Genomic DNA, 23,669 nt, shown 5'->3' on the forward strand with positions numbered 1-23,669 from the left:
GGTTCAGATCAGCGGCGTGCCGGCGCTCTGGCCGCAGGCGAGCCGCCCGTACGCTTCGAAGTTCGTCGCGGGCGTGACGATGCCGTGCAGCGACGCCACGCGCGCGTCGTGCCAGACGCGTGCGAACGGATTGCCGAGCGCGGCGAGCGAGCCGCCCGATGCGGTCGCGAGCGTGTCGACGGCGTCCCAGATCAGCGTCTCGGCGAAACCCACGTCGCGGCGCACCTTCGCACGCTCCATATAGGGCATGGTCTGGCCGGAGGCGGCGCAGGCGTCCAGCGCATCGGCATGCTTTTCGATGATGGCGCGCGCGGCGTCGAGTTTCGCCGATGCCTCGCCCACCTGGAGATGGGTGACCGCCGCTTCGGCCTGCTTCGTGTACCAGGTGTACTGGATGCCACGGCGCGGCAGCAGCTCCAGGAAGGTGTCGAGTGCGTTGCGCGCGATGCCCAGCGCGGGGAACGCGAGGATGATGGCAAGCATCGGGATGCAGGCGACGCGATAAAGCGGTTCATCGGCGAGATGCGTCGCGCCGTACTGGCCTTCGATCGCCTTTGTCATCGACGCCACGCGCTCGTCCGGCACGAACAGGTTCGTCACGCTCACGCTGGAGCTGCCGGTGCCGCGCAGCGCCATCACGTTCCAGTCGTCGAGCGTGCGCACGTCGCTGGCGCGCACGAGCGCCACGCCCTGGTCGATGGCCTTGCCGCTTTCGTCGACGATCGGGATGCCCAGCAAGTCCCAGTTGGCGTGATAGATGCCCGAGTTGAAACCCCACACGCCTTCTTCGATCAGGTAGCCGCCATCGACTTTCTTCACGCTGGCTTTACGCGGCGAGAGCACGCCTGCCACGCGCGCACGCTCTGGACTGCCAAATACTTCGTCCGCGACTTTTTCGTTGAACAGCGTGGCGGCCGACCACGTCGTCACGTTGATGAGCGCGGCCACCCATGCGGTCGAGGCGTCGCCGCGCCCGAGTTCGGAAACCGCTTCGAGGAAGGTGCGAACCGACACCTGCTTGCCGCCGTAACGGCGTGGCGTGGTGAGTTCGAACAGGCCGGCGGCGTTGAGGTCGTCGATGGTTTCCTGCGGCAGGCGCGCCATTTGATCGACCGTTGTGGCGCGCTGCTTGAGCACGGGCACAAGGTCGCTGGCGGCGCGTACGAGCGCAGCTTCGGTGTCCTGGGGAGCGCAAGGGTCATGCGGTGCATTCATGGTGTCGTCCTCGATGTGTCTCGTCGTTAGGGGGTTATGGGTACATCCGTTCTTTTTTGATATTGTTATCAAAAATGATTGATGTATCAATAACGCGTGCACCTGGTGCTTTCCCTGGCGCTTCCAGGAACGTACGAACGAGCACGCTCCGCACGCTGGTTTGCGTGCAGAGCAATCGGGGAGGGGGCAGGGGGAGGTTTAAGCGTTACTGCCGGACGCCGCGTGCACTTCGTCGTGACGCAGCACTTCCTTCATGATGCCGCCCACGTCCGCGTCGCGAATGCCCAGGCCGCGCAGCGCAAACTCGGTGAAGCGGTCGACCGTTTCGACAGTACGGCGCTTTTCGAGAACCTGGCGCATCACATGCAGCGCGCCGCCGATGATGCAGTCCATCGCCACGAGCACGTCGGCGCACTGAAAACGCCCCGCATCCACGCCGATGCGGATATCGCGCGCGAGGCGTCCGCCCATGGTCTCGACCAGGTCGCCGACGCTTGACGCCGCGTTGATGAAGAACCAGCCCCAGATCGGGTCGTGGAGCGTATGGAGCATCACCTGGCGCACATTGAGGCCGACGATCACGGCGATATCGGCGTCGGCGGGACGGATGCGATCCAGCAGGTCGGCGATCGCGAGCATGTCTTCGACGAACACGGCGCGCGCGATCTCTTCCTTGGTCGAAAAGTAGTTGTAGAACGAACCAAAGGCGACGCCCGCCTGCGCGGTGATGTCGTTGATCGCCGTGCCCGTGATGCCTTTCTGGCCCATCACCACGCGCGCAGCCTGCATCAGCTTGCCGCGCGTGCGGGCGCGGGCGCGTTCGTTGACGCGCGGCGCAGGCCTCGCGGCTTCGGCGGTCTCGGCGGGTTCGGGATTTTGGGTCGCTTTGGCGGGCTGGGTGGTCTTTGCCGGCGCACGCTTGCTGGCGGGCGTTTTTTTCGCGGCGGCGGGCGCCGCGGGGCTGCGTCGGGTGGAGGCCATGGGCAATCGGAGTGTGGCGAAGTGCGGCGATGTGCGGGTAAGGCGCCATTATTGCCGCAGTTTCCGCAAATGCCTACCGGGAGGGCGCGGCACGCCGGCGCGCGCCGTGCCACAATCGTCGCTCGGGCTCGCCTGGCGACCGCCCTTCATTCGCCGATTCCATGAACTCACACCGCAACAGTGCAGGCGCCGACTGGGTCGAGCGCGCCGAACCCATCGAAGGCGTCGAGCGCATCGAAGCCTGGTTCCACGGCAAAGCCTATGCGATGCACCGCCACGACACCTACGCGATTGGCCGCACCCTCGCGGGCGTGCAGCGCTTCAGCTACCGTCGCGGACAATGCAACAGCCTGCCGGGCCATACCATCGTGCTGCATCCCGACGAGCCGCACGACGGCCAGGCGGGCACGGAAGAGGGCTTCCAGTACCGCATGATCTACGTGCAGCCGTCGCTCTTTCAGGACGTGCTGGGCGGCAGTGCGCTGCCGTTTCTCGAAGGCGGACTGACGACCGATCCGCGCCTGTCCGCCGCAACCGGCGCGTTGCTGCAACGGATGAGCCACACGCTCGAACCGCTTGAGCAGAACGATGCGCTGACCGAACTCGTTCACGCACTGGCCGCGATTACCGGCACCGGCAGGATCGCACCGGTCGGCGACTATCGCGCAGCGCGGCAGGCGCGTGAATTCCTGCACGATCATTGCACGCGCACCGTCGCGCTGGAGGAGCTGGAAGCGGTGACGGGGCGCGACCGCTGGAGCCTGTCGCGCGATTTCCGTCACTTTTATGGCACGAGCCCGTACCGCTACCTGACGATGCGCCGCCTCGATGCGGTGCGGCGCATGCTGCGCGCGGGCACGGCGCTGTCGCACGCGGCGGCGGCGGCCGGTTTCGCGGATCAGAGCCATATGACGCGCCACTTCGCCAGGGCGTTCGGCATGACGCCGGGGAACTGGCAGCGGGTCGCGCGCGGCTGAAACCTTAATCGCCACGATCGTTCAATACGGGCGATGCGCGCGCGAGTACGCTCCATTCTTCGATTGATTGAACGGAGTTCGCCATGTCTTTTGCTTCCCAGCCCGCCACGCAACCTGCCACGCGCGGCCAGTCCCAAACCATCGACTTTGCCAGCAAGATCGCGCTGATCGATGGGCACTGGCAGCCGCGCGTCGTCGCCGAGATGAACGACTACCAGTTCAAGGTCGTGAAGCTGCTCGGCGATTTTCTCTGGCACTGCCACGCCGATACCGACGAAACCTTTATCGTGCTCGAAGGCGAATTGCAGATCGGCATTCGCGGCGGCCCGAACGGCGATGAAACCCTCGTGGTGCGCGCTGGCCAGATGGCCGTGGTGCCCAAAGGCGTCGAGCACAAGCCCAACGCGCCCGCCGAAGTCAAGTTGCTGCTGATCGAGCCGCGCGGCGTGGTCAATACCGGCGACGGCGCGCAAGGCGAGCGCACCCAGGCCAACGACGTCTGGATCTGAGCGGCACGGCTGCAAACCGCGCCTCGCTGGCGGCGAAGATGCAGGTAGTGTGTCAATCGCGTGACGCTCGCGTGAACGTCCACGCTTGCCTGCAAAAGCGCGAATATGGCATGCTTGCGCCGATTAAACGGCCACATGACCATGGATCTCGCCTCGTCCATTGCAACCTACGGCGCCGACATGTCGGGCTTGATTTGCGGATTCCGCTTCATGCCTGGCGAGCCGGGCCAGCCCATCAAGGGCGAAGATGTGCTCGCCGCGCTCAAGGACGGCCCGCACGATAAAGCCCAGGACGGTGCGTTCTACTGGCTGCACTTCAATCTCGCGCATGCCGCGAGCGCCTCGTGGATGCGCGCGCATCTCGACCTGCCCGAAAGCTTCTTCGAGATGCTGGTGGAAGGCTCGCACTCCACGCGCATCGAGCAGGTGGACGGCGCGCTTTACGCCGTCGTCAACGACGTGATGTTCGATTTCGAACTCACGCCGTCGCAGATCGCCACGCTCTGGTCGTACACGCACGAGCGCCTGCTCGTGACGGCGCGCATGAAGCCGTTGCGCTCCATCGATCGCCTGCGCGGCGACGTGCGCAACGGCGAGACCTTCCGCTCGCCCGCCGACCTGCTGATCCACTTGCTGCGCGACCAGGCCGACCTGATGGTGGAAATCGTGCGGCGCACGAGCGTGGACGTCGATCGCGCCGAAGACCAGTTCCTGGCCTCGCGCCGCTTCGGCAGCCGCCACGACCTCGCCGCCATGCGCCGGATCCTGGTGCGCCTGCAACGCATGCTCGCGCCGGAGCCGGGCGCCGTGTTCCGGCTGCTTGCGCGGCCGCCGCGCTGGCTGCAACTCGCCGACATGCAAGACCTGCGCGAGACGACCGAAGAGTTCACGCTCGTACTCGGCGACATGGCGGGGCTGGTCGAACGCATCAAGCTGCTGCAGGAAGAGATCGGCGCCCGGCTCGAAGAACAGAACAACCGTACGCTGTTCACGCTCACGCTGGTCACGGTGCTGGCGTTGCCGATCAACATCGTCGCGGGTTTTTTCGGCATGAACGTGGGCGGCATTCCGCTCGCCGAAAATCATCACGGCTTCTGGCTGATGGTGGCGCTCGTGGCCGGATTCACGGTGCTGCTCGGCTGGTGGGTATTCCGTCTGCGCGGGCCGGTGGATCGTTAGCACGGCTGATTCGTCCAGCCTTTAAATGCGGATTAATGCAACCGATTTTTTCGATGATTTATTTGTCGTCGACTCATGCGTTGCGGTTAATTTCACGCGCTATATACTAGCCGCTCGATTCCCCAGCCCGAACGAGCGTCATGCCTGCCACACCGTCGCCTGCCGAAGCCGCGCTTGCGCCGCCTGCCACTCCGGTGGCGCACGGTCGTGGCGCGCACAACGACGCGGCAGGCGAGCGGGCGGGCAGCGATCGGCTGCTGGACGCGTTGATGCGGCTGGCGGCGCACCACTTTGGCGTGGCCGCCGCCTGCGTGCTGCCGGGCGACGCGGCGCAGGGCGTCGAATGGCTGGGCGCGGGTGTCGACAGGCGATTGCGCGACGTGCTTGCCGAGCTGACGTTCACGAACGATCGTGATGCACGCGAAGGAATGGCCGAACCGCTGATCGTCAACGATCTCGGTTCCGACCCTGCATGGCAGGCCTGTTTGTCGCGCGCGAGCGCGCTGCCGTTTCGCTTCGTGGCGGCGTGGCCGTTGACGGCCAGTCACGGCGAGGCGCTGGGCAGCCTCTGCCTGCTCGATCCCGAGCCGCGCGAGTTGTCGGCGGCGCAGCGCGCCAGTCTCGACGATTTCGCGCGCATGATCGCCGCGCTTGTGGCCCCGTCGGGCGAAACGCTGGCCACCGATTCTGACCTGCGTGCCGAACTCGCCTCGCTGCGCGAACGCGAACGTCTCCTTGCGCTGGCTATCGCGGGCAGCGGCACCGGCGTCTGGGATCGCAACGTGGTGACGGGCGAGATCCGCTACTCGAAGGGCTGGAAGGCGATGCTCGGCTATGCCGAGGACGAGATCACCAACCGCATCGAGGACAGCTACCTGCGTCTGCATCCCGAAGACCTCGCCTATGTCCAGGCGACCATGAAGGCGCATTTCGAAGGCAACACCGACCAGTACGAGGTCGAGCACCGGATTCGCTGCAAGGACGGCAGCTACAAGTGGATCTGTAGCCGCGGCAAGGTGACCGCGCGCGATGGCGACGGCCGCGCGCTGCGCATGGTCGGCACCTCGACCGACGTGACCTCGATGCGCGAGATGGCCGAGCGCCTGCGCGAATCGGTCAATCTCATCACCAACCTCACCAACGAAGTGCCGGGCCTCGTGTTCCAGTGCCGCCGCGCGCCGGACGGGCACACGTCGTTTCCCTACGCGAGTGCGGGCATCGGCGAGATTTACGAGCTCACGCCCGAGGAAGTCGTATTCGACGCGGCCGGGATCGACGCGCTGATCCATCCCGACGATATCGACGCCTACCGCGCATCGTTCGCGGAATCGGCAGCCACGCTCGCGCCGTGGCATCTGGAATATCGCGTGCGTCTGCCGCTGCAAGGGCTGCGCTGGCGTCAGGGCGACGCGCGACCGCAGCGCCGCGCCGACGGCGCGACGGTCTGGCACGGCTTCATCACCGACGTCACGGAGCGCAAGCGCATCGAGGCCGAACTGCAGGAGTTCGCGATGACCGACGGCCTCACGCGCCTCGCGAACCGGCGGCATTTCATGTCGCGGCTCGACGCGCAGCTCGCGCTGCTGCGGCGCTCGGGCGGCCCGGAGTGCGCGCTGATGATGTGCGACCTCGATCACTTCAAGGCGATCAACGACCGCTTCGGCCATGCGGTCGGCGACGATGCGCTGCGCCATTTCGCAGAGATCTTGCGCAAGCATTTGCGCAGCGGCGACGTGGCGGGGCGCATTGGCGGCGAGGAGTTTGCGATCCTGCTGGGCGGTGCGGACGTGGACGGCGCGTGCGTCGTCGCGCGCCGCATCCAGGACTGCATCGCCGAAGCGCCGCTGGTCGCGCAAGCGGGCACGGTGGCGCTGACGGTGAGCATCGGCGTGACGCCGTTGCGCATCGACGACGGCAGCGCAGAGGCCACGCTTTCGCGCAGCGATGTCGCGCTTTATCGCGCGAAAAAGGGCGGACGCAATCGCATCGAGTGCGCCTGAGCTTTGGTCTTTTGCGTAGATTGAGGCGCACATAAAGCGGCTGATGCATTAGCGTCGAAAGCGCTATCCCCGCATCGTGATTTGCTTAGCGCGAATCGTTACTTCTGCTCATGCGGCGTGACAGGTAGCATTTTTTGCACCTTCAATTGCACCGTCACGCTACGCATCGATCATGAATAACGATATTCGCTTTCAACGCCGCCGCACTGTACTCGCCGCGCTAGGCGCCACGCTCGGTGCGTCGCTTGCCGGTGCGGCGCTGCCTGCATGGGCCAAGTTCCAGCCCGACCAGTTCCGCATCGGCTATCAGAAGGCTGCGAGCACGCTCGTGCTGCTCAAGGCCAGCGGCGCCTTGGAAAAACGTCTCGCGCCGCAAGGCATCAAGGTCTCGTGGACTGAATTCCCCGCAGGGCCGCAATTGCTCGAAGGGCTCAATGTGGGCGCGATCGATTTCGGCTACGTGGGTGAAGCGCCGCCTGTGTTCGCGCAGGCCGCAGGCGCGGATTTCGTCTACACGGCCTATGAATTGCCGACGCCGCACGCCGAAGGCGTGGTGGTCGCGAAGCAATCGCCGATCAAGTCGGTGGCCGAACTCAAGGGCAAGAAAATTGGCTTCAATCGCGGCTCGGATGTGCACTGGTTCATCGTCGCGCTGCTGCAGAAAAATGGCATTGCGTTGAACGAAATTCAGCCCGTTTATCTTGCCCCCGCCGATGCGCGCGCAGCGCTGCAAAGCGGTTCGATCGATGCGTGGGCCGTGTGGGATCCGTTTCTTGCTGCCGTCGAATCGCAGGATGGGGCGCGTTTGCTCGCCGATGCGAGCGGCGTGGCAAGTCATCATCAGTTCTTCCTGAGCCAGCGTGAATTCGCGATCAAGCGCAAGGACGCGATTAATGTGGCGCTCGACGAGCTAGGCAAGACAGGGCAGTGGGTGCGGGCGAACACGGCGGCGGCCGCCGCGAAGCTCGCGCCGATTCAGGGACTTGACGCGGCAACGATTCAGGTTGGTCTCTCGCACTATGCGCACGAATATCGGCCGATTGACGCGGGCGTGATCGCGCAACAGCAGAAGATCGCCGATACGTTCTACGATCTCAAGATCATTCCGCGACGTGTGACGACCAAAGATGCGGTGTTGGCGTAATCGCGCCTTGCATTCAAGTGCTATTGTGCAGACCGGCAACCCGTCACCCGTCACCTGTCACCTGTGACGACAAGTGACGGGTTGCTCGCATGGTTACTTAGCTATCCTTCGCAGTGGGATTGCGCCGGGCAGGATCGACTTCTGCGTCGAGTCTATTCAGCGGCTTGATGCCACTCACAAGAAACATAAGGGCAGCACCGCCATGCATGACGGTGTCCGCACCGAGCGCTTGCTGGTATCGAGCCTGATTCTCAAGCGCTCTTGCCCAAAGCGTTTCAAACCGGGTGGCATCGCCTCCGCCTGCCAAAAAGAGCCGTAGCATCTCGGACTTGTGAAAATCGTCGGCTTGTTGCCATGCGCTCATATCGCGAATGATGGCCTGTTGCTCGATTTGCGCGTAAGGGGGAAACAGCGGAATGGCCTTGTCCGAAATCCACGTTCGCAGGCCCTCCAGCCCCACCTGATTGAAGTAACTGGGAACCAGGCCGCCGAGAGAATGATCGCCTTGTTTCAACGCGCGACGTCCGCGCTCTATCACCAGTGCGAACTCGAAATTTTCCGCGCATTCCTGCGCGGTGAATGTGTCGCCGAACGAAGAGCGCATGGCGGTAGCGCAGAGATTGTCTGGCTCGACACACAGTAGCGTTCCACCGGGCTTCAGGACACGAAACATTTCGCGTATGGCCTGCATGGGATCGCTTACGTGAATCAATACGGTCTGGCACGTCACAAAGTCAAAACTGGCGTCGACGAATGGCAATGACATTGCATCGCCATATTCCACGGAAACGTGGATTCCACGATCGCGCATTGTCGCTGTCCAGGTGGAAGCGTCACGTAGCCACTTTGCATCAGTATCGACACCCACTACTGTTGCATTGGGCGCCAGGTGCGGCGCGATGATTCGCGTCCAGTGCCCCAGTCCGCAGCCAACGTCTAGTGCGGAGTGCTTCGACGCCAGATCCAGCCGTCTGGCAATCAACTGGACGAAATCCGCGTTCCACCAATGATCGCGATAATCGCCGAAATAGTTCTCTGAATGACCTGCATCACTCATGATGTTGACCTCTTGATTGTACTTTCGCTCGCCGGGCGAGCGACGACCCGCTCTGCACGATGGTCGTGCCGAACGGCTTGTCTGTAGCAGTACATGCAAGGTCAATTTACACGGGGGAATATTTCCAATATTGTGGTCAGATTAGCCGCCTACGGTACTGGGAAGAAAAAAGTAGCGCAAGCTTTCCGTTCCCGAATCGCAGTGCTGGCAGTGCTGGCTAGAGCGAATAATGGTATTCGTCGCTGATTGCACCTTTGAACTCGTCGGCATGCTCAACGTGCCGGGTGAGCGCGAAACCCAGGGACTCGACGAGTCGAATCGACGCAACATTGCGCGTGTCGATCTCCGCATTGAACTTGCCGATCCCGTACGCTTCGCGAAGCGCGGGAAGAAGCGCGTCTAGCGCTTCCTTTGCGTAGCCCAGACGTTGACTCGGTGAAAACACAAAATAGGCAATCCAGGCCTCTTTCGAGTCCAGATGAATTGTCGCCTGGACATAGCCGTGAGCCTTCCCGTCGAGACCAATCAAGGCCCAGTTCAACCACGCTTCAGTTCCATCCGGGGAGCGGCGGCTTTCAAGCTTCCGATATCTCCGGGTCAAATCGTCCACGGTTGGCGGCGGCTCCTGCGGAATGTAGCGGTAGTTGGCAGGATCGATCAGCCCCTCATACATTGTCACTGCGTGGGCCGCAGCAAGGGGCTCAAGCCGGATACGCGCCGTCGACAAAATTGCAGAATCAAAGGGTGTCGCGATCAAGGATGCCACCTCGCTAGTTTCTGGAGATCCGTTCGAATCACCGGATAATATCGCCCGACGACTCATACAGGCTGGCGAAGGCGTGGAAGAGCGATTCTAGTGCGAAAGCCGACAGCCGGAATCCATCTGCGCTATACTGTTTTTCATGAATACGGAACCGATCTCGCTGAATTTGCACGGTTGGTGGCGCGCCTGAATCCGGCGGCCCGTTTTCCCACGCATATCGCAAACGTGATGCCGCCAGTCCTGGCGGCATTTTTGTTTCTGCGCGCTGACGGCTGGTGTCATTGAAATTTTGAGGCTTCAGTTCATGACCCACACAAACCGTCACACTATCCTGACCGGCGACCGCACGACCGGCCCGCTTCATCTCGGCCACTACATCGGTTCCCTGCGGGCCAGGGTGCAACTTCAGCATGAAGCCGACCAGTTTCTGCTGCTTGCGGATACCCAGGCGCTGACTGACAACGTCGGGCGGCATCAAAAGGTCACCGCGAATGTCATCGAAGTCGCGCTCGACTATCTGGCTGTCGGCATTGACCCGGCGAAGTCCACCATCCTCATCCAGTCGCAGGTGCCTGAACTGGCGGAACTGTCGCAATATCTGCTCAATCTGGTGACGGTCGCCCGGCTCGAACGTAATCCGACCATCAAGGAGGAAATCCGGCTGCGTGGATTCGAACGCGATATTCCTGCAGGATTCCTGACTTATCCGGTCAGCCAGGCGGCGGATATCACCGCATTCAAGGCAACGCATGTGCCGGTGGGCGATGACCAGCTTCCGATGATCGAACAGACCAACGAATTGGTGCGCCGCTTCAACAACACCGTTGACCGACCGGTGCTGCTGGAATGCGAGGCAGTGCTGTCACAGGTGACCCGGTTGCCCGGCATCGACGGCAAAGCGAAGATGAGCAAGTCGCTCGGCAATGCGATCACGCTGGGCGCGACTCCCGATGAAATTACGAAGGCGGTGAACAACATGTACACCGACCCGCAGCACCTGCGGGTCAGCGATCCGGGGCAGGTGGAGGGCAACGTGGTCTTCGCATTCCTCGACGCATTCGAGCCCGACGTCCAGAAAGTGGACGAGCTTAAGGCTCACTACCGTCGCGGGGGACTGGGTGACAGCGTGGTCAAGCGGGTGCTCAACGAGCGACTTCAGGCGCTTATCGAGCCAATTCGTACGCGTCGCAGCGAGATGGAAAAAGACCCGGCAGAGGTGCTTGCGATCCTGCGTAGCGGTACGGAGCGTGCACGGGAAGTGGCTGGAAAGACGCTTTCGGAAGTTAAAGGCGCCTTGGGCTTGAGTTACTTCTAAAACCACCCGGCGCGCGCGCGCCGTTGCTCCTGCCCGAGACAGTGACGACCACCGCCGCCGATACACAATCATGCAATGTGCATTAACACCCTGGAGTCGAGCCTATAGAATTCCGAAAACCCGCCGATAACCCGGTGACGCCGGGTGAAAATGTGCTCTGCGATTCTCCAATAATTGATATTAAAACCAATGAATCGTCGTCTCGGGGCGGGTACCTATCTTCTCAGCATGTCTTTCAGTGCCATCGCATGGTCGCTGGCCACCGGGCTCGTGTGCACCGAGCTCGCCGCCAAAGGGCGCATAGGACTGGGCCAGTTGAACTTCGTTGTAACCGCACTGGGTGTCGCGATGGGCAGTGTTTTCTATGCCGCATCGGCAAGACGTCTGATGGATCTGAACTTTCCAGGCTGGTGCGTCAAGATCCTGGCGTTCCCGATCACCGGTGTCGTTGTGCTGCCATTATTGTGCTTCCTCTCGGGGCAGCGCTGGACAAACGATTTTGGCCCAGCTCGTCCGCCTTCCGGTTTTCTCAAGATTGCACTGGCATTAGTCCTGTTGCTCGCCGCAATCCCGGTATGCCGATGGGCGCTTCTTGTTTACCTCCAAACTCGCGCGCTGTTACTGACTGGCGGATATTGAGCCGCCATCGGATGCAGGCGCATTGCGCGTGGCCATTGCCAAAGTCATCGAATATGTCTTCTTTTCGCCGATTCGCCGTTTTCGCTGCTGGTTGCTTCACAGCAATGAGCCTGGGCAGCACGCCGCTGGCGGCGCATGCAGCCGTATCCGGGTACCAGCCGCAGTCAAGACAAGCCACGCCTGCATTCACCGATCCGTCCAGGACGCTGGCAGAAGCTCTGGCCAGGTTGCGTAGAGGCGACGCCAAAGGTGCCGAATCCGAACTTCGGGCATTGCTCGGTTCGCCTGGCATCGACCAGGCGCCAGCGCGCTTGCGGTTCGGCGCTTATGCGGCACTATCGATTTGCCAGAACGCCAACGGCGAATCTCAGGGTGTGTATGAAAGCCTGATCCGTGCCGGCGACATTGCGCCTGACCTCCGCAATTTCGAATACTGGCAGATGCTCATGGCAGCGGCACTGACGACAGACCATCCCTATGTCGCCGCCGAAGCATTGAGCGCCGCACTGTTGATCGCCCCACTCAGGGCACAGGGCATCGATATCGACTTGATCTGGGCGGTCATGGATGCCACGCCCGAAATGAATGACGGCGGCTATCACCGCCACATGGTCGAGCAGGCGCTGTGGCAGTCGGGTTATCGGCCCAATGACGAAGCTAAACGCGCTGGGCTGCAGTCTTTCTGGGCCGAACTCTTCGAATACGATGTCGACCACGGCAAGAAGGAGCAAGCCCAACAGTATCTAACGGCGATTGTCGACCCCTACCAGATCGTGCGTCTTCGTGCGGACAACCGCTACAGGCAGGCACTTCTTGATGATTCGCGCTACGCCGACAATGAAGCGGTGAATCGACGCTATATCGACTACCTGCGCCAGCAGGCGGCCGATCAGCCTCGCAGTATCGCCGCGCAGCAACTGCTCGCCGAAGCGCTGCGCAATTCAGGCGCGCCAGATGAATCACTTGCGGTGATCGATGCTGCGCTCGAAAAAATCAAAAGTGCGCCTGCTGATCGACCGCCGTTCGACGACCTGACTGACAACCTGCGCTGGATGCTGGACTCCCGCGCAAAGGCGTTGTCGCGATTGGGACGGTGGAACGAGGCCCTCTCGGCAGCGCAGGCCGCGCGTGACGAAGCAAACCGGCAAAAAAAGGACGTCGCCAGCCAGACGATCAACCTTGGAGAGATGCTCTATCGACTCGGCCGACCGAAAGAGGCGCTTCGTGCGGTTCAAGAGTTGGGAGAGAACAACGCAAGCGAATACGGGATGGCGGAATCGGCGCAAGTGAAGGTGTGTGCCTATGCACAATCGGGTGAGAAGGCCAAAGCGCGTGCCGCCGTTGACGCGCTGCTGATGCATGCGAACCTCGACCCTGAGTCCGTGAGGTCGTCACTGTTATGCATCGACGACGAAGACCGCCTCGCGCAGGTGATCGTCGGACGCCTGGATGACCCGCTGACTCGCAACTATGAACTCGCCGCCGATCAAGCTTATGCGACGACGCCTAACCCAACGCCTTTTGTCGCGACGATGGCAGGTCGGCTGGGCGCCGTCCTGAATCGACCCGACGTGCGCGCTGCACTGTCACGTTATGGAGTGGTCGAGTCCTATCCAATGACTTCACCTGACTCCGGCGTGTGGTGAATGCGCGAGCAACTGGGGCCCTGGTTGCCGTTGAAAGATTGATGGATTGTTGCGAATGAGACGGCAGCGCAGGTTTTACGCGATGGAAACGCGCTGGCCGGAGGCGGCGTTCTGGCGGGCGCACCTGGCCCCCTGAGCGAGGTCAGTTGCGCATATCGTTCTAATGCGGGCAACGTTGCTTTGCCAGGCCGCGTATTTCACGGGAATCTTTGCTGGGATAGCATGTTTTAAAGGCTGAATCATTCTTGCAGCCGGTAATCCCTATTTCCCGGAAATGAGCCGGAAGGAAGCGGAAATGCTTGCACATAGACGGTGGGCGTCGCTGGACGCAGCCGATCACGGCTGGTTGCGCGCCAAATACCATTTCGCGGTCAGCGCAGGCGGGAATCCCGCCCATGCCGCACTAGGCGCGCTGATTGTCTGGAACGACGACGAAATTGCCGTGGGCGGCGGTTTTCCATTCCACGGACACCAGAACATGGAAATCGTCACTTATGTGCGCGAAGGCGTGCTCGGCCATCGTGACACCACGGGTTCGGAAGGGACGATTCGCGCGGGTGACGTGCAGGTGATGAGCGCTGGCACAGGCATCTGTCACGCCGAGTTCAACCGGGGCGATGTTCCGCTCAAGCTCTATCAGGTTTGGCTGCTGCCGCGCACGCATGGCGGTGAGCCCCGCTGGGATACGCGTTCGTTTCCGAAGAGTGACCGCTCGGGCCGTTTTGTTGTGCTCGCAAGCGGTTTCGCCGATGACGAAGATGCATTGCCGATTCGCGCGGATGCGCGTCTTTCGGGGGCTACGCTGAAAGCAGGCGAACGCGTCCAGCAGGTGCTGGCTCCCGGCAGCAGTGCCTATCTTGCCGTCGCGTCGGGCCGGGTCGAGATCGATGGCGAGGCGATGGGGCCGCTGGACGGTGTGGCAATTACGAACGTATCGCAGACCGAAATATTTGCACTGGAAGAGGCCGAACTCGTGATGGTGGAGACGGTCGGGCAGCAATAGATTCCGCAGGAAATCTCAGAAGGAGCGTGCCGTTGCGGCATTGTCGACGAGCCGATCGATGCTGAACGCGCCCGCTCCACTAATAGAAAGAGAGAGCAAGCCGCCCGTTATCGCAAGATCCTGCAAAAACTGCCTGAAGTCACTGCGATCTGCGATTGCGTGGTGAAAGATCGCGGCGTCCGCCAGGCAATAGACGGTCAGGATGAGCGTCACCGCGCGCGTGCGATATCCCAGCATGAGTTGCACGCCGCACGCCAGTTCCAGCAACATCGAACCCATGCACCATAGCTGTGGCGCTGGCACGCCGAAAGAGCCGATATGCCTGATCGCTGCCAGCGGCCAAAGCAGCCGGTCGATGCCGTTCGCGATAAAGAGTGCCGCGAACAGCAGTCGTCCGGCCAGCGCGCGTAGATCGTTGTCTGTGGAATGTGCAATGGCCATGGCAGGCAAACAGGCGAATTAGAAGAAATGCTGGATGCCAATCGACACGGCACTCGTCGAACGGCCTGACGCCAGCCCTGCGGCCGCAAGCGATGCAACGCTATGGGCGCCCGAAGCGTGCTGATACGTCAATTGCTGATAGATCGACGTACGCTTGGAAAACAGGTACGTGTTCGATATCGAAATCGTTTTCCAGTTTCCACCGTCGAGATTCTCGACCCAGCCACCCAGAGCGACAATGTCGTCGGGCCGCACAGTCCAGTTCGCGCCCGCATCGACGGTATTCGCGCTGCCCTGGCCTGTGGCCAGCGTGATCCGCGTTTGCGTGAAGGTGGCGTGCAACTGGACATGCGAAACCTGATAAGTCGCGCCCACGCCCCAGTTGACGAGCCGGTTCGCCACCAGGCCTTCTGGCTGGTTCAGCGACGTGCCGAACAGGGAGGGCAATCCAATGAAACTCGAGAGCTCCAGGTAGCGGTTGTTCTCGTTCGCGTAGACCGCAGCAACGCCAAGCGGGCCGCTCTTGTACTGGACAAAGAACGCGTAGTTTCGCCCCGCGCTGAAATTGCCCGGCACGTTGCCGAAGCCGAACTCCGCGCCCGCCGAGAGTCCGCCAAAAGTTGGACTGACGTATTTTGCCGCATTCGCAAACTGATAAAAGTTGGCAATTTCGTCGAGGTTGCCTTGATGCAGCGAGAGGATATTTCCGAGCAAAAACGGCGTCTGATAGTTGCTGAGAATGTCATACATGAAGCTGGGCTGACGACCGAGCGTGAGCGTGCCGTACGCATCCGATTGCAACCCGATATAAGCCTTGCGATTGAAGAGCGTTCCAGGCACCAGCGACTGGCCGTTGTTCAGGAGATATTCGCCTTGCAGATCGAAGATCGTGCGCAAGCCGGCGCCAAGATCTTCGACGCCTCTCAATCCGTAGATATCGGGCGAATGCGTATTGCCTTCCTGGAAGAGGGCATGCCCACGGACATTGCTGATGTATTGCACGGCGGTATCGGCGATACCGTACAGGGTCACGCTGGACTGCGCATGGACAACGCCGACCATTGAAGATGCGGAAAGAATTCCTGCGACTGCATGTCTACGAAAAGCCATTGCTCTGACTCCGAAGCGAGAATTGTTGTTCTGATGGTGTGTCGATGAAAAACAATCGTTGTGCTAATCAATTGATGCGGTAGACCCCAAACCATGGTTCGTCGGCTCGCACGACCTTGTGCGCCTGCTGACCCCCTTATGTGTTGCATTCAACTATAATGAATGCGATAATTTATGTTGAATACTATAGGTGCCGCTCGCGAGAGGTGTCAACACGGTTGACGTGCGGGGAAACCCGGCCGGCGTATATTTCTGGATTTCGTTTTTCGAATTCAACAGGGCTTCGATATGACGACCAATGTGAGCGCACGACGCGGCATTCAATCCGTCGAGATTGCGTTCAGGATTCTCTCGGCGTTGCAAACCAGTGTGCGAGCCCTTCCTCTGAAAGAGATTGCCGCGCTGTCCGATCTCTCCCCGAGCGCGACCAGCAACTACATGATCAGCCTCGTGCGCACGGGGCTGGTCTCGCCAGATGAAAAGCCTGGATGCTACAAGCTCGGCCCCGCGTCGCTGGCGTTGGGAATGAGCGCAATCAACCAGCTCGACGGTTTCGACGTCGTGCGGCGCGAGGTGATCGCGCTGCGCGACGCCACGCTTGGCAGTGCGGCCGTGACGGCGTGGACTGACGATGGCCCCGTGAGCCTCTTCAAGCAGGAAGGCGAAACACGCAGCATCCTTGAACTGCGCACCGGCCTGATCCCGCTCGTCACGACGGCAGCAGGCAAACTCTTTATCGCCTGCCTGCAAGCCAATCGCACCGACGACCTCATTGCCCGCGAAATGGCGGGCGAGCGTGACTGGAACGCAGCAGCAATGCGTGAAGAGGCGAGCGCCGAACTGAGCAAGCAAGGCTTTACGAAGGTTTTTCGCGGCAATCTTGGCTATGTGTCGGTTGCCGCCCCGATCTGGGATCGGGACGGCAATCTCCAGTTCGCGATTAGTTTGATCGGTACGCCAGCCACGCTCGATACCGATACTGATGGCAAGGCGATCAAGGCTCTCCTCGACAGCTCGGTTCGCGCGACGGTGGCACTTGGCGGCAAAGTATCGCGACCGATTGGTTAAAGAACGATTGCTCGCCGTTCTCAGGCGGCGGCGTTCAAGACAATCGAATTGAACGCATCGGGCGCTTCCAGTTTTGGCATATGCCCAATGCCATCGAGCAAATGCAAGGTTGAACGACGCGCGGCCTCGTGTATGGGCCGCGCGTGCTCCTCCATAGGCGCGATGCGATCCATGTTGCCGATCACGATGGAGACCGGCGCTTCCACTGAGGCAATCACTGCGGGCGTATAAGCAGAAAACAGCATGTCGACAGCGTGTTCCCAGCCGGTTGTCGTTACCGCGTCGCGCAGCGTCGCGACAAGCGCGCGAACCTGTGGGCCTGCATGAGGGGCAAGCAGGGCGTCGACTACCGCGGCTCGCGCTTCCGGCGATTGGGGTGTTGCGCTTCGCATCAGTGCTTCCCTGGCGGGGGCACGCTGCGCAGGCGCGAGGTGACCGCGAGCCACGTTTGGCGCGCTCAGTACGAGAGCGTGCGTGGCGCTCGCGTACTGCACTGCAAATGTCGTCGCGATCACGCTGCCCCAGGAGCTTCCGACGATGGTTGCGCGCGCGATGCCCAGCGCCGTCATCAAGGCCATGAGGGCGGCGGCGTAGTCCGCCGCGCGCGGCTTGGCGATTGCGAAAGGGCTGCTCGATCCGTAGCCCGGCGCATTCCACGCAATCACGCGATGGTGCGCGGCAAGCGCCGCGAGTTGCGCACGATAGCCTGCTGAACTCGATCCAATGCCGTGCAAAAGTACGACGGGCGGTGTGGCTTCGTCGCCTGCTGCGCGCCAGGAAAGCGTTCGGTCGCCGCCGAGCGTGTCGAGATCCAGCTGCACCTGCGCCAGCGGAGGCAACGCGGCTTGCAGCAAAAGGTAATCTGTATCGGTCATGATGGGGTGCGGTTCGGAGCCTTCAGATTGCGCACAGCGCTGCGGAGATTTCCTGCGCAGCGGCTTTGAGCGCGAGTGCGCAGGTGCCGCTGGGTGCCGCATCGAAATCGCCATCAGAGCCAATCGCGGTCAATGCAAGCACTGCCCGGCCATCCGGCGAAAGAATGGGCGCGCTGATCGCATTCGCCACTATGCCGTCGCCGTGAAACTGACCGGGGTGGCGTGTTGCGATGCCTGATTCCCTGACGGTTTCGAGCATTGCTGAAAACGATTCTGGATCAACGGATCCATCCGGATTGTCGCTGCGGTCGTGATCGCGCAATTCGGCGGCGACGAACCGTTCGATGGTTTCCGGTGGAAGAAAAGCGCCCAGTGCAAGTCCGGATGCCGAGGTTGTCGCAGGAAGCACCAACCCTAAAGGCAGGTCGGCGGCCAGTGGCGAGCTGGCGGTCTGCCACGCGATCACGGTAGGGCCGTAATTGCCCCATGCCACCAGCGCCAGCGTCTTGTCGAGCGTGCGCGCAAGGCGCAACATGCTGCGACTTGCCAGGCGCACCGCATGCGGCTGAGATTGCATCGCGCCTTGCGTTCCCACCGGCGCGTGGCCGCGATCGTGCGGATCGGCAACCAGATACTGGCCGCCGCCAAAGACCAATGGCCGCTTTGCGCTTTGGCGGATACGTTCGACGGCGCCAAGAAAAATCACGTGATCGCCGCCCGGATAGCACGACACCAGCTTGCACTCTAGCCACGCGCTGCAATCGCGCAGGATGGGAACGCCGTCGATTCCCGTGTCGTATTCGACGCCGGCGAACTTGTCCAGCGAGCGCGTTGCGAAATGATTGGCCAGGCCTTGCTGGTCTTCGGCCAGAACGTTGATCGCAAAGCGCCCCGAGTCGCGAAATGCCGCATGGCTTCCCGCAGCGCTCGCCTGGTTCCACAACACCAGGGGTGGATCCAGCGACACTGAGGAAAACGAATTGGCGGTCAGGCCATGCGTTTTCCCTTCGGCGTCGCGCGTGGTTATCACGGTCACGCCGGTGACGAAAGAGCCGAAAACGTCCCGCAACTGCCGCTTGTCGAAAGTGGCAAGCGCGGATTGCTCATGCTCAGATACGGCGCTCGTGCTCATGACGTCACCTTTTCCAGTTCGCCGAATGCCGGCATCACCGATTCATGGAAGAGGCCAACCGATGTGCGCGTCTCCTGCACCGACATGTCGCCGAACATGAACGTGCCGATCAGGTAGTTGAAGCCGCCATTGCTGGCTTGCTCAAGTAGCTTTTCGCGCACGGTTTCCGCGCGCCCGACTACGGCAAGGCCCGATTCGACGAGCGCTTCAAAGGCTTGCGGGAGCTTCTGGTTGACCGGCTCGGTGCCGTGCTTCTTCCAGAGCTTGAAGAAGTTCGGATAGAACACAGACCATGCGCGTGATCCGATCGCCATTGCCTCCTGGTCGGTTTCCGCCACGACGATGTAGCGATTCACGCCCATTAGCGGTTCGGCGGCAGCGGGATGCCGCCTCGCGAACTCTTCGCGATATTTGTCGGTGATCGCCTTGACCCGCCCAATCGGGCCGGCACACACAATATTCATCTTCTCCTGCGCGGGCCAGACGGTCGACTCGGGCGACGCCAGTGCATACCACGTCGGCGGCCGCGACTGGAGGGGCTTGATCTCGACGGGCAGATCCCTGAATTTCCAGAACTGGCCTTCGTAGTCGAGCGTATCCGAGCTGAGGAAGCGCTTCACGATTTCGTACGACTCGATATATCGAGCCTGTGCCGTGGCGGGATCGATGCCGAGCGCCTCGATTTCGTGTGGCGAGGCGCCGCGCCCGACGCCATATTCGAGGCGACCGCCGCTCAGGTGGTCGAGCATGCAGATTTCCTCGGCGAGGCGGATGGGATGATGAATCGGCAGGATATAGACGAGCGGCGACAGGCGCAGGCTGCGTGTGCGCTGTGCCGCGGCAGCCAGGAACACGCTCTGGGACGGACATGCGCTGAGCGTGGTCGCATGATGCTCGGACATGTGATAGGCATGGAAGCCGAGCTTGTCGTAAAGCTCGATGATTGTCAGTCTATCTTCGTACTGCTGATGAATTGGCAGGCCATTGCGGTCGTTCTGATCAAAAATTCCAAACTTCATGGCGGTTCCAGTAGTGAGTGAGCAGGGGGCTGGCTTGCAAACGTGCCGTGCCTAGGTCTTGCTGAAGACCTGAAAAATGTTTTCCTCGATGTCCTTGTAGGTGGCGACAAAGCCGTGAGGCCCCATGTCGCGCTGGCCGATCAACTGGCCACCTGCGGCAAGAATTCGCTCTTTCACTTCGTCTGGCGTCTCGCCTGCAACCTGGAAGACGGGCACGGCGCCCGTTGCGCCTGTCGCGGCTTCCCCGAAGGAGCTGAGTGCGAATGCGCTGCGCTGCAGGCGAAACTGCGTCCACTTGTTTGCGTCGCGAAACTGAACCGGCATTTCTAGCGCCGATTCGTAGAACCTGGATAGCCGTTCCATATCTTTTGCAACGATATAAACGGTCTGGATATCAGCTTCAGACATATCTAGTAGTCCATAATGATGTGAAGATAAAAGAGACCTTTTAAAGCCGGCGAGCGTCACGCCGTATTTTCTGGTTCAAGACCTAGTTCATCGCTCATGATCTTTCGAATCACATACTTCTGGATCTTTCCCGTCACCGTTGTCGGGAAGGCGTCGACGAAGCGGATATACCTGGGAACCTTGTAGTGCGCGATGCGTTGCTGGCAGAACTCGCGCACTGCCGCCTCGTCAAGCGTGGCGTCGGGCTTCCTGACGATCCATGCGCAGAGCTCCTCACCAAAATGCGTGTCAGGCACGCCCACCACCTGGACGTCGAGCACGCCAGGGCAGGTATAAAGAAATTCTTCGATTTCGCGCGGATAAAGGTTTTCGCCGCCCCGGATCACCATGTCCTTGATCCGCCCGACGATGTTCACGAAGCCGTCCTCATCCATCCTGGCCAGGTCGCCGGTGTGCATCCATCCCGCTGCGTCGATGGCTTCTTTCGTCCGGTCTTCCTGGTTCCAGTAGCCGAGCATGACCGAATAGCCGCGCGTGCAAAGCTCGCCGCTTTCGCCACGCGCCACGGTTTCACCGCTGACCTGATCGACGATCTTGATTTCCAGATGCGGCAGCACCTGGCCGACCGTCGTGACGCGCTTGTCGAGCGACGTGTCCGTCGTGCTCTGGCAACTCACCGGGCTGGTTTCCGTCATGCCATAGGCAATCGTGATTTCCCGCAGATGCATTTCGTCCACCACGCGGCGCATGATTTCGATTGGGCAGGGCGAGCCCGCCATGATGCCGGTGCGCAGCGTGCTCTTGTCGAAGACTGCAAAGCGGGGATGATTCAACACGGCGATAAACATGGTCGGCACCCCGAGCAGTGCGGTGCATTGTTCTGCCTGCACGGCTTCAAGAACGGCCTCGGCATCGAATCGCGTCGAGGGATAGACGATGGTCGACCCGTGCGTAAGCGCCGCCAGGTTGCCCATGACCATGCCGAAGCAGTGATACATCGGCACGGGCACGCAAACACGGTCGGTTTGCGCGAGCTTCATGCATTCGCCCACGAAATAGCCGTTGTTCAGAATATTGCGGTGACTGAGCGTCGCGGCCTTGGGCAGCCCCGTCGTCCCGCTGGTGAACTGGATATTGACGGCGTCGTCCGGGCGCAGGGTGTGGCGAACTTCCTTTAGCCGGGCGTGGCCAGCAGCCGTGAACCCGAAAAGGCTTGAGAAGCGCTGCGCGCCGGGTTCGTCCGGCTCGTCGCCTTGATCGATCCACCAGATCGTTTCGAGCATCGGCAGGCGCGCGCGCCCTAACGCTCGCAACATGTTCAGGTACTCGCTCGACCGGTACTGAACCATCGTCACGATTGCCTTGCATCCCGCCAGGTTCAGCGCATGTTCGAGCTCCGCCACGCGATATGCCGGGTTGATATTCACGAGAATCAGGCCGGCTTTTGCTGTGGCCAGTTGCATCAGCAGCCAGGCGACATTGGTGTGCGACCAGATGCCAATCCGGTCTCCCGGTTTCAACCCCGAGGCGAGCAGCCCGGCCGCCAGATCGTCGGTTTTTTGCCGCAATTCGCCGTAGCTCAACCGGATGTTTTCGTGCCGGCTGATGACGGCAACCTGCTCGCTCATCTGCCCGGCGACTTCGTCGAAGAAGTCGCCAATCGTCTGATGGATAAGCGGTTTCGCGCGTGTTCCGCGCTCGTACGAAAGCGAAGTCACGATGTCTCCTGAGGTTCTTGTATTCAACAATAGTGAATGCGTGCAAGATTGTTGTATATTAGGATGCGCTTTCCGACGTGTCAATCCGCTTTTCGGCTGATGGGGTTTGTCGAGTCGCGTCGAACCCGCCATGGCATTCGACCAGCTGAGCGCAACGCTCACGCGTCGTGACGACGACCGTATCGTCGAATTGATATGGATAACGAATTAAATGACGAGGGGGTTCAACCCGCCACGCTGAAGATGGCTGGAACGCTGGCGGATCGGCCGACGTCCGCGTTACCCAGGAGAAAACAGCGTGTATAGACCGCCTCGGCGGCCGCTCGCTCGGCCTGTTGACGTGCTATGGCTCCCACTGGCAATTGAGCTTCTCGAAGCCCGACACCAGCGCGTCCAGTAGATGACGAACCGCCGGAACCATGCCGCGGCGGGAAGGAAAAATCGCATGCACGAGACCGGCTTCGGTGGCAACGTCCGGCAGAAGGTGCAGAAGTTGACCTCCCCGAATGTCCATGTCGACCAGTTCGCGCGGCAGCAGGGCGACGCCCAGGCCTTTCAGGGCGGCAATGCGCAGGCTCGCCAGATCGTCGGTTGCCAGGCGCGGCCGGTGGATCCAGGCCGCTGGCTTGCCATCCACATCGGCGAAGTTCCACACGAACCGCTCGCTGCTGCTCGTCAACGCGAGTGTGGGCCACGCTGCGAGCGCTTCAAGAGACTGTGGCGTGGCATGGCGCGCGGCCAGTGCTGGGCTGGCAACGAGAATCCGGGTGGAAAGCCCGAGCGGGCGCACCGCAAGATCGGTATTTTCGAGCGGAGGAATACGCACGCGGATGGCGAAATCCAGTCCTTCTTCGACAACATCCACGCGCCGATTGGTGGCGTCGACGAATACCTGAACCTCGGGATTGTCTTCGATGTACTGGGCGATCATCGCCGCAATGCCCGAACTCAACAGTCCAACCGGACAACTGACCCGTATTGTTCCTTGTGGCTTTGAGCGCGTTTGGTCGACGATGTCCTTGGCGGCTTTCGATTCGGCTACCAGTGCGACACAATGTTGATGAAAGCGTCGCCCGATTTCCGTCAAGGAGAGGCTGCGGCTGGTGCGATTGAGCAGCCGTACGCCCAGTTCCTCTTCAAGTGCGCGAACCCGCCGGCTGAGCTTCGAGGTCTGCAGGCCAAGCGCGTTGGCCGCTGCCGTGAAGCTTCCATGCTCCACGATTTCCACAAAGATCCGAAGATCGTTGAGATCGGTGATCTGATCCATAGTCGCGCTCTCGCTGGTCGTTCTGACGTTCTATCACGCGCAACGTTGCATTGCAAATGGGGAGATTGGCGCGCCATCGTTGCGGATTTAGTATGGCGCAACTGACCGAAAGCGGATTTTTCAGCAACTGCCAAACAACTACGCGCCATCGATCCGATGGCCGTAGCGCGCGGCAGAAGCGACGGATTCGCCGATTGGAAAGC

The 23,669-nt window shown here is 61.2% G+C and carries 23 protein-coding genes; 10 read left to right on the forward strand and 13 right to left on the reverse strand.

Going from position 1 to position 23,669, the window contains the following annotated elements:
• Window positions 1-3 precede the first annotated feature (3 nt).
• Together BBA01S_RS23640 and BBA01S_RS42345 are read right to left on the reverse strand one after the other, a co-directional pair.
• A complete protein-coding gene (locus BBA01S_RS23640) occupies window positions 4-1,215 on the reverse strand; it encodes an acyl-CoA dehydrogenase family protein (protein ID WP_027818628.1) in 1,212 nt (403 codons plus the stop codon).
• Between the two features lie 198 nt (window positions 1,216-1,413).
• Window positions 1,414-2,196 (reverse strand): TetR/AcrR family transcriptional regulator, encoded by a 783-nt coding sequence (locus BBA01S_RS42345; RefSeq protein WP_042297763.1) that lies wholly within the window; start codon window positions 2,194-2,196, stop codon window positions 1,414-1,416.
• A gap of 161 nt (window positions 2,197-2,357) precedes the next feature.
• Between BBA01S_RS42345 and BBA01S_RS23650 the strand changes: the two genes are divergently transcribed.
• The 5 genes from BBA01S_RS23650 to BBA01S_RS23670 all read left to right on the forward strand — a co-directional run bounded on the left by BBA01S_RS23650 (window position 2,358) and on the right by BBA01S_RS23670 (window position 8,005).
• Window positions 2,358-3,173: an AraC family transcriptional regulator gene (locus BBA01S_RS23650; RefSeq protein ID WP_027818629.1), complete on the forward strand. Its 816-nt coding sequence runs from the start codon at window positions 2,358-2,360 to the stop codon at window positions 3,171-3,173.
• A gap of 83 nt (window positions 3,174-3,256) precedes the next feature.
• Complete coding sequence (locus BBA01S_RS23655; RefSeq protein WP_027818630.1) at window positions 3,257-3,682, forward strand: cupin domain-containing protein; 426 nt, start codon at window positions 3,257-3,259, stop codon at window positions 3,680-3,682.
• A 141-nt stretch (window positions 3,683-3,823) separates the two neighbouring features.
• Window positions 3,824-4,861, forward strand: coding sequence for a transporter (locus BBA01S_RS23660; RefSeq protein WP_407668333.1), 1,038 nt, complete (start codon window positions 3,824-3,826; stop codon window positions 4,859-4,861).
• Between the two features lie 140 nt (window positions 4,862-5,001).
• Window positions 5,002-6,861, forward strand: a complete 1,860-nt coding sequence (locus tag BBA01S_RS42350) for a sensor domain-containing diguanylate cyclase (RefSeq protein WP_156966055.1) — start codon at window positions 5,002-5,004, stop codon at window positions 6,859-6,861.
• A 172-nt stretch (window positions 6,862-7,033) separates the two neighbouring features.
• A complete protein-coding gene (locus tag BBA01S_RS23670; RefSeq protein ID WP_027818632.1) occupies window positions 7,034-8,005 on the forward strand; it encodes a sulfonate ABC transporter substrate-binding protein in 972 nt (323 codons plus the stop codon).
• A gap of 97 nt (window positions 8,006-8,102) precedes the next feature.
• Here the strand turns inward: BBA01S_RS23670 and BBA01S_RS45260 are convergent, their stop codons facing one another.
• The 3 genes from BBA01S_RS45260 to BBA01S_RS47635 form a co-directional block, all read right to left on the reverse strand.
• The gene (locus BBA01S_RS45260) at window positions 8,103-9,062 is read right to left on the reverse strand and encodes a class I SAM-dependent methyltransferase (protein WP_084162477.1); all 960 of its coding nucleotides are present in this window, start codon (window positions 9,060-9,062) and stop codon (window positions 8,103-8,105) included.
• Window positions 9,063-9,279: 217 nt separating this feature from the next.
• Complete coding sequence (locus tag BBA01S_RS23680) at window positions 9,280-9,819, reverse strand: GNAT family N-acetyltransferase (protein WP_167336036.1); 540 nt, start codon at window positions 9,817-9,819, stop codon at window positions 9,280-9,282.
• 37 nt (window positions 9,820-9,856) lie between these two features.
• Complete coding sequence (locus tag BBA01S_RS47635; RefSeq protein WP_167336037.1) at window positions 9,857-10,138, reverse strand: hypothetical protein; 282 nt, start codon at window positions 10,136-10,138, stop codon at window positions 9,857-9,859.
• Between BBA01S_RS47635 and trpS the strand changes: the two genes are divergently transcribed.
• From trpS to BBA01S_RS23700, 4 genes are all read left to right on the forward strand, one after another.
• Complete coding sequence (trpS, locus tag BBA01S_RS23685) at window positions 10,130-11,140, forward strand: tryptophan--tRNA ligase (protein WP_027818634.1); 1,011 nt, start codon at window positions 10,130-10,132, stop codon at window positions 11,138-11,140. The two genes, BBA01S_RS47635 and trpS, sit on opposite strands and share 9 nt — an antisense overlap.
• Before the next feature lie 189 nt (window positions 11,141-11,329).
• Window positions 11,330-11,779, forward strand: coding sequence for a DUF805 domain-containing protein (locus BBA01S_RS23690; protein ID WP_027818635.1), 450 nt, complete (start codon window positions 11,330-11,332; stop codon window positions 11,777-11,779).
• A 53-nt stretch (window positions 11,780-11,832) separates the two neighbouring features.
• Window positions 11,833-13,425 (forward strand): hypothetical protein, encoded by a 1,593-nt coding sequence (locus BBA01S_RS23695; protein WP_156966056.1) that lies wholly within the window; start codon window positions 11,833-11,835, stop codon window positions 13,423-13,425.
• A 295-nt stretch (window positions 13,426-13,720) separates the two neighbouring features.
• A complete protein-coding gene (locus BBA01S_RS23700; RefSeq protein WP_027818637.1) occupies window positions 13,721-14,428 on the forward strand; it encodes a pirin family protein in 708 nt (235 codons plus the stop codon).
• 15 nt (window positions 14,429-14,443) lie between these two features.
• Here BBA01S_RS23700 and BBA01S_RS23705 read toward each other — a convergent pair whose 3' ends face one another.
• Together BBA01S_RS23705 and BBA01S_RS42360 are read right to left on the reverse strand one after the other, a co-directional pair.
• A complete protein-coding gene (locus BBA01S_RS23705; RefSeq protein WP_042297765.1) occupies window positions 14,444-14,869 on the reverse strand; it encodes a DoxX family protein in 426 nt (141 codons plus the stop codon).
• Window positions 14,870-14,887: 18 nt separating this feature from the next.
• Window positions 14,888-15,931: a porin gene (locus BBA01S_RS42360; RefSeq protein ID WP_052391848.1), complete on the reverse strand. Its 1,044-nt coding sequence runs from the start codon at window positions 15,929-15,931 to the stop codon at window positions 14,888-14,890.
• A gap of 336 nt (window positions 15,932-16,267) precedes the next feature.
• On the opposite strand from BBA01S_RS42360, the gene BBA01S_RS23715 reads away from it, so the two are divergent.
• Complete coding sequence (locus BBA01S_RS23715; protein WP_027818639.1) at window positions 16,268-17,047, forward strand: IclR family transcriptional regulator; 780 nt, start codon at window positions 16,268-16,270, stop codon at window positions 17,045-17,047.
• 20 nt (window positions 17,048-17,067) lie between these two features.
• Here the strand turns inward: BBA01S_RS23715 and BBA01S_RS45265 are convergent, their stop codons facing one another.
• From BBA01S_RS45265 to BBA01S_RS23750, 6 genes are all read right to left on the reverse strand, one after another.
• The gene (locus BBA01S_RS45265) at window positions 17,068-17,922 is read right to left on the reverse strand and encodes an alpha/beta fold hydrolase (protein WP_052391849.1); all 855 of its coding nucleotides are present in this window, start codon (window positions 17,920-17,922) and stop codon (window positions 17,068-17,070) included.
• 22 nt (window positions 17,923-17,944) lie between these two features.
• Window positions 17,945-19,054: a flavin reductase gene (locus BBA01S_RS45580; protein ID WP_063750562.1), complete on the reverse strand. Its 1,110-nt coding sequence runs from the start codon at window positions 19,052-19,054 to the stop codon at window positions 17,945-17,947.
• Window positions 19,051-20,073: an LLM class flavin-dependent oxidoreductase gene (locus tag BBA01S_RS23730; RefSeq protein ID WP_027818640.1), complete on the reverse strand. Its 1,023-nt coding sequence runs from the start codon at window positions 20,071-20,073 to the stop codon at window positions 19,051-19,053. The genes BBA01S_RS45580 and BBA01S_RS23730 overlap by 4 nt, the downstream gene beginning before the upstream one ends.
• A gap of 51 nt (window positions 20,074-20,124) precedes the next feature.
• On the reverse strand, window positions 20,125-20,541 hold the full coding sequence (locus BBA01S_RS23735) for a VOC family protein (protein WP_245641563.1): 417 nt from the start codon (window positions 20,539-20,541) through the stop codon (window positions 20,125-20,127).
• Window positions 20,538-22,331 carry an AMP-binding protein gene (locus BBA01S_RS23740; protein ID WP_084162485.1) on the reverse strand — a complete coding sequence of 598 codons (1,794 nt, stop codon included), beginning with the start codon at window positions 22,329-22,331 and terminating at the stop codon, window positions 20,538-20,540. Before BBA01S_RS23740 ends, BBA01S_RS23735 begins: the two co-directional genes overlap by 4 nt.
• 211 nt (window positions 22,332-22,542) lie before the next feature.
• Window positions 22,543-23,466 (reverse strand): LysR substrate-binding domain-containing protein, encoded by a 924-nt coding sequence (locus BBA01S_RS23750; RefSeq protein ID WP_027818643.1) that lies wholly within the window; start codon window positions 23,464-23,466, stop codon window positions 22,543-22,545.
• Between the last annotated feature and the right edge of the window lie 203 nt (window positions 23,467-23,669).

Source organism: Paraburkholderia bannensis NBRC 103871 (genome assembly GCF_000685015.1).
In the GTDB taxonomy this organism is placed as follows: Bacteria; Pseudomonadota; Gammaproteobacteria; order Burkholderiales; family Burkholderiaceae; genus Paraburkholderia; species Paraburkholderia bannensis.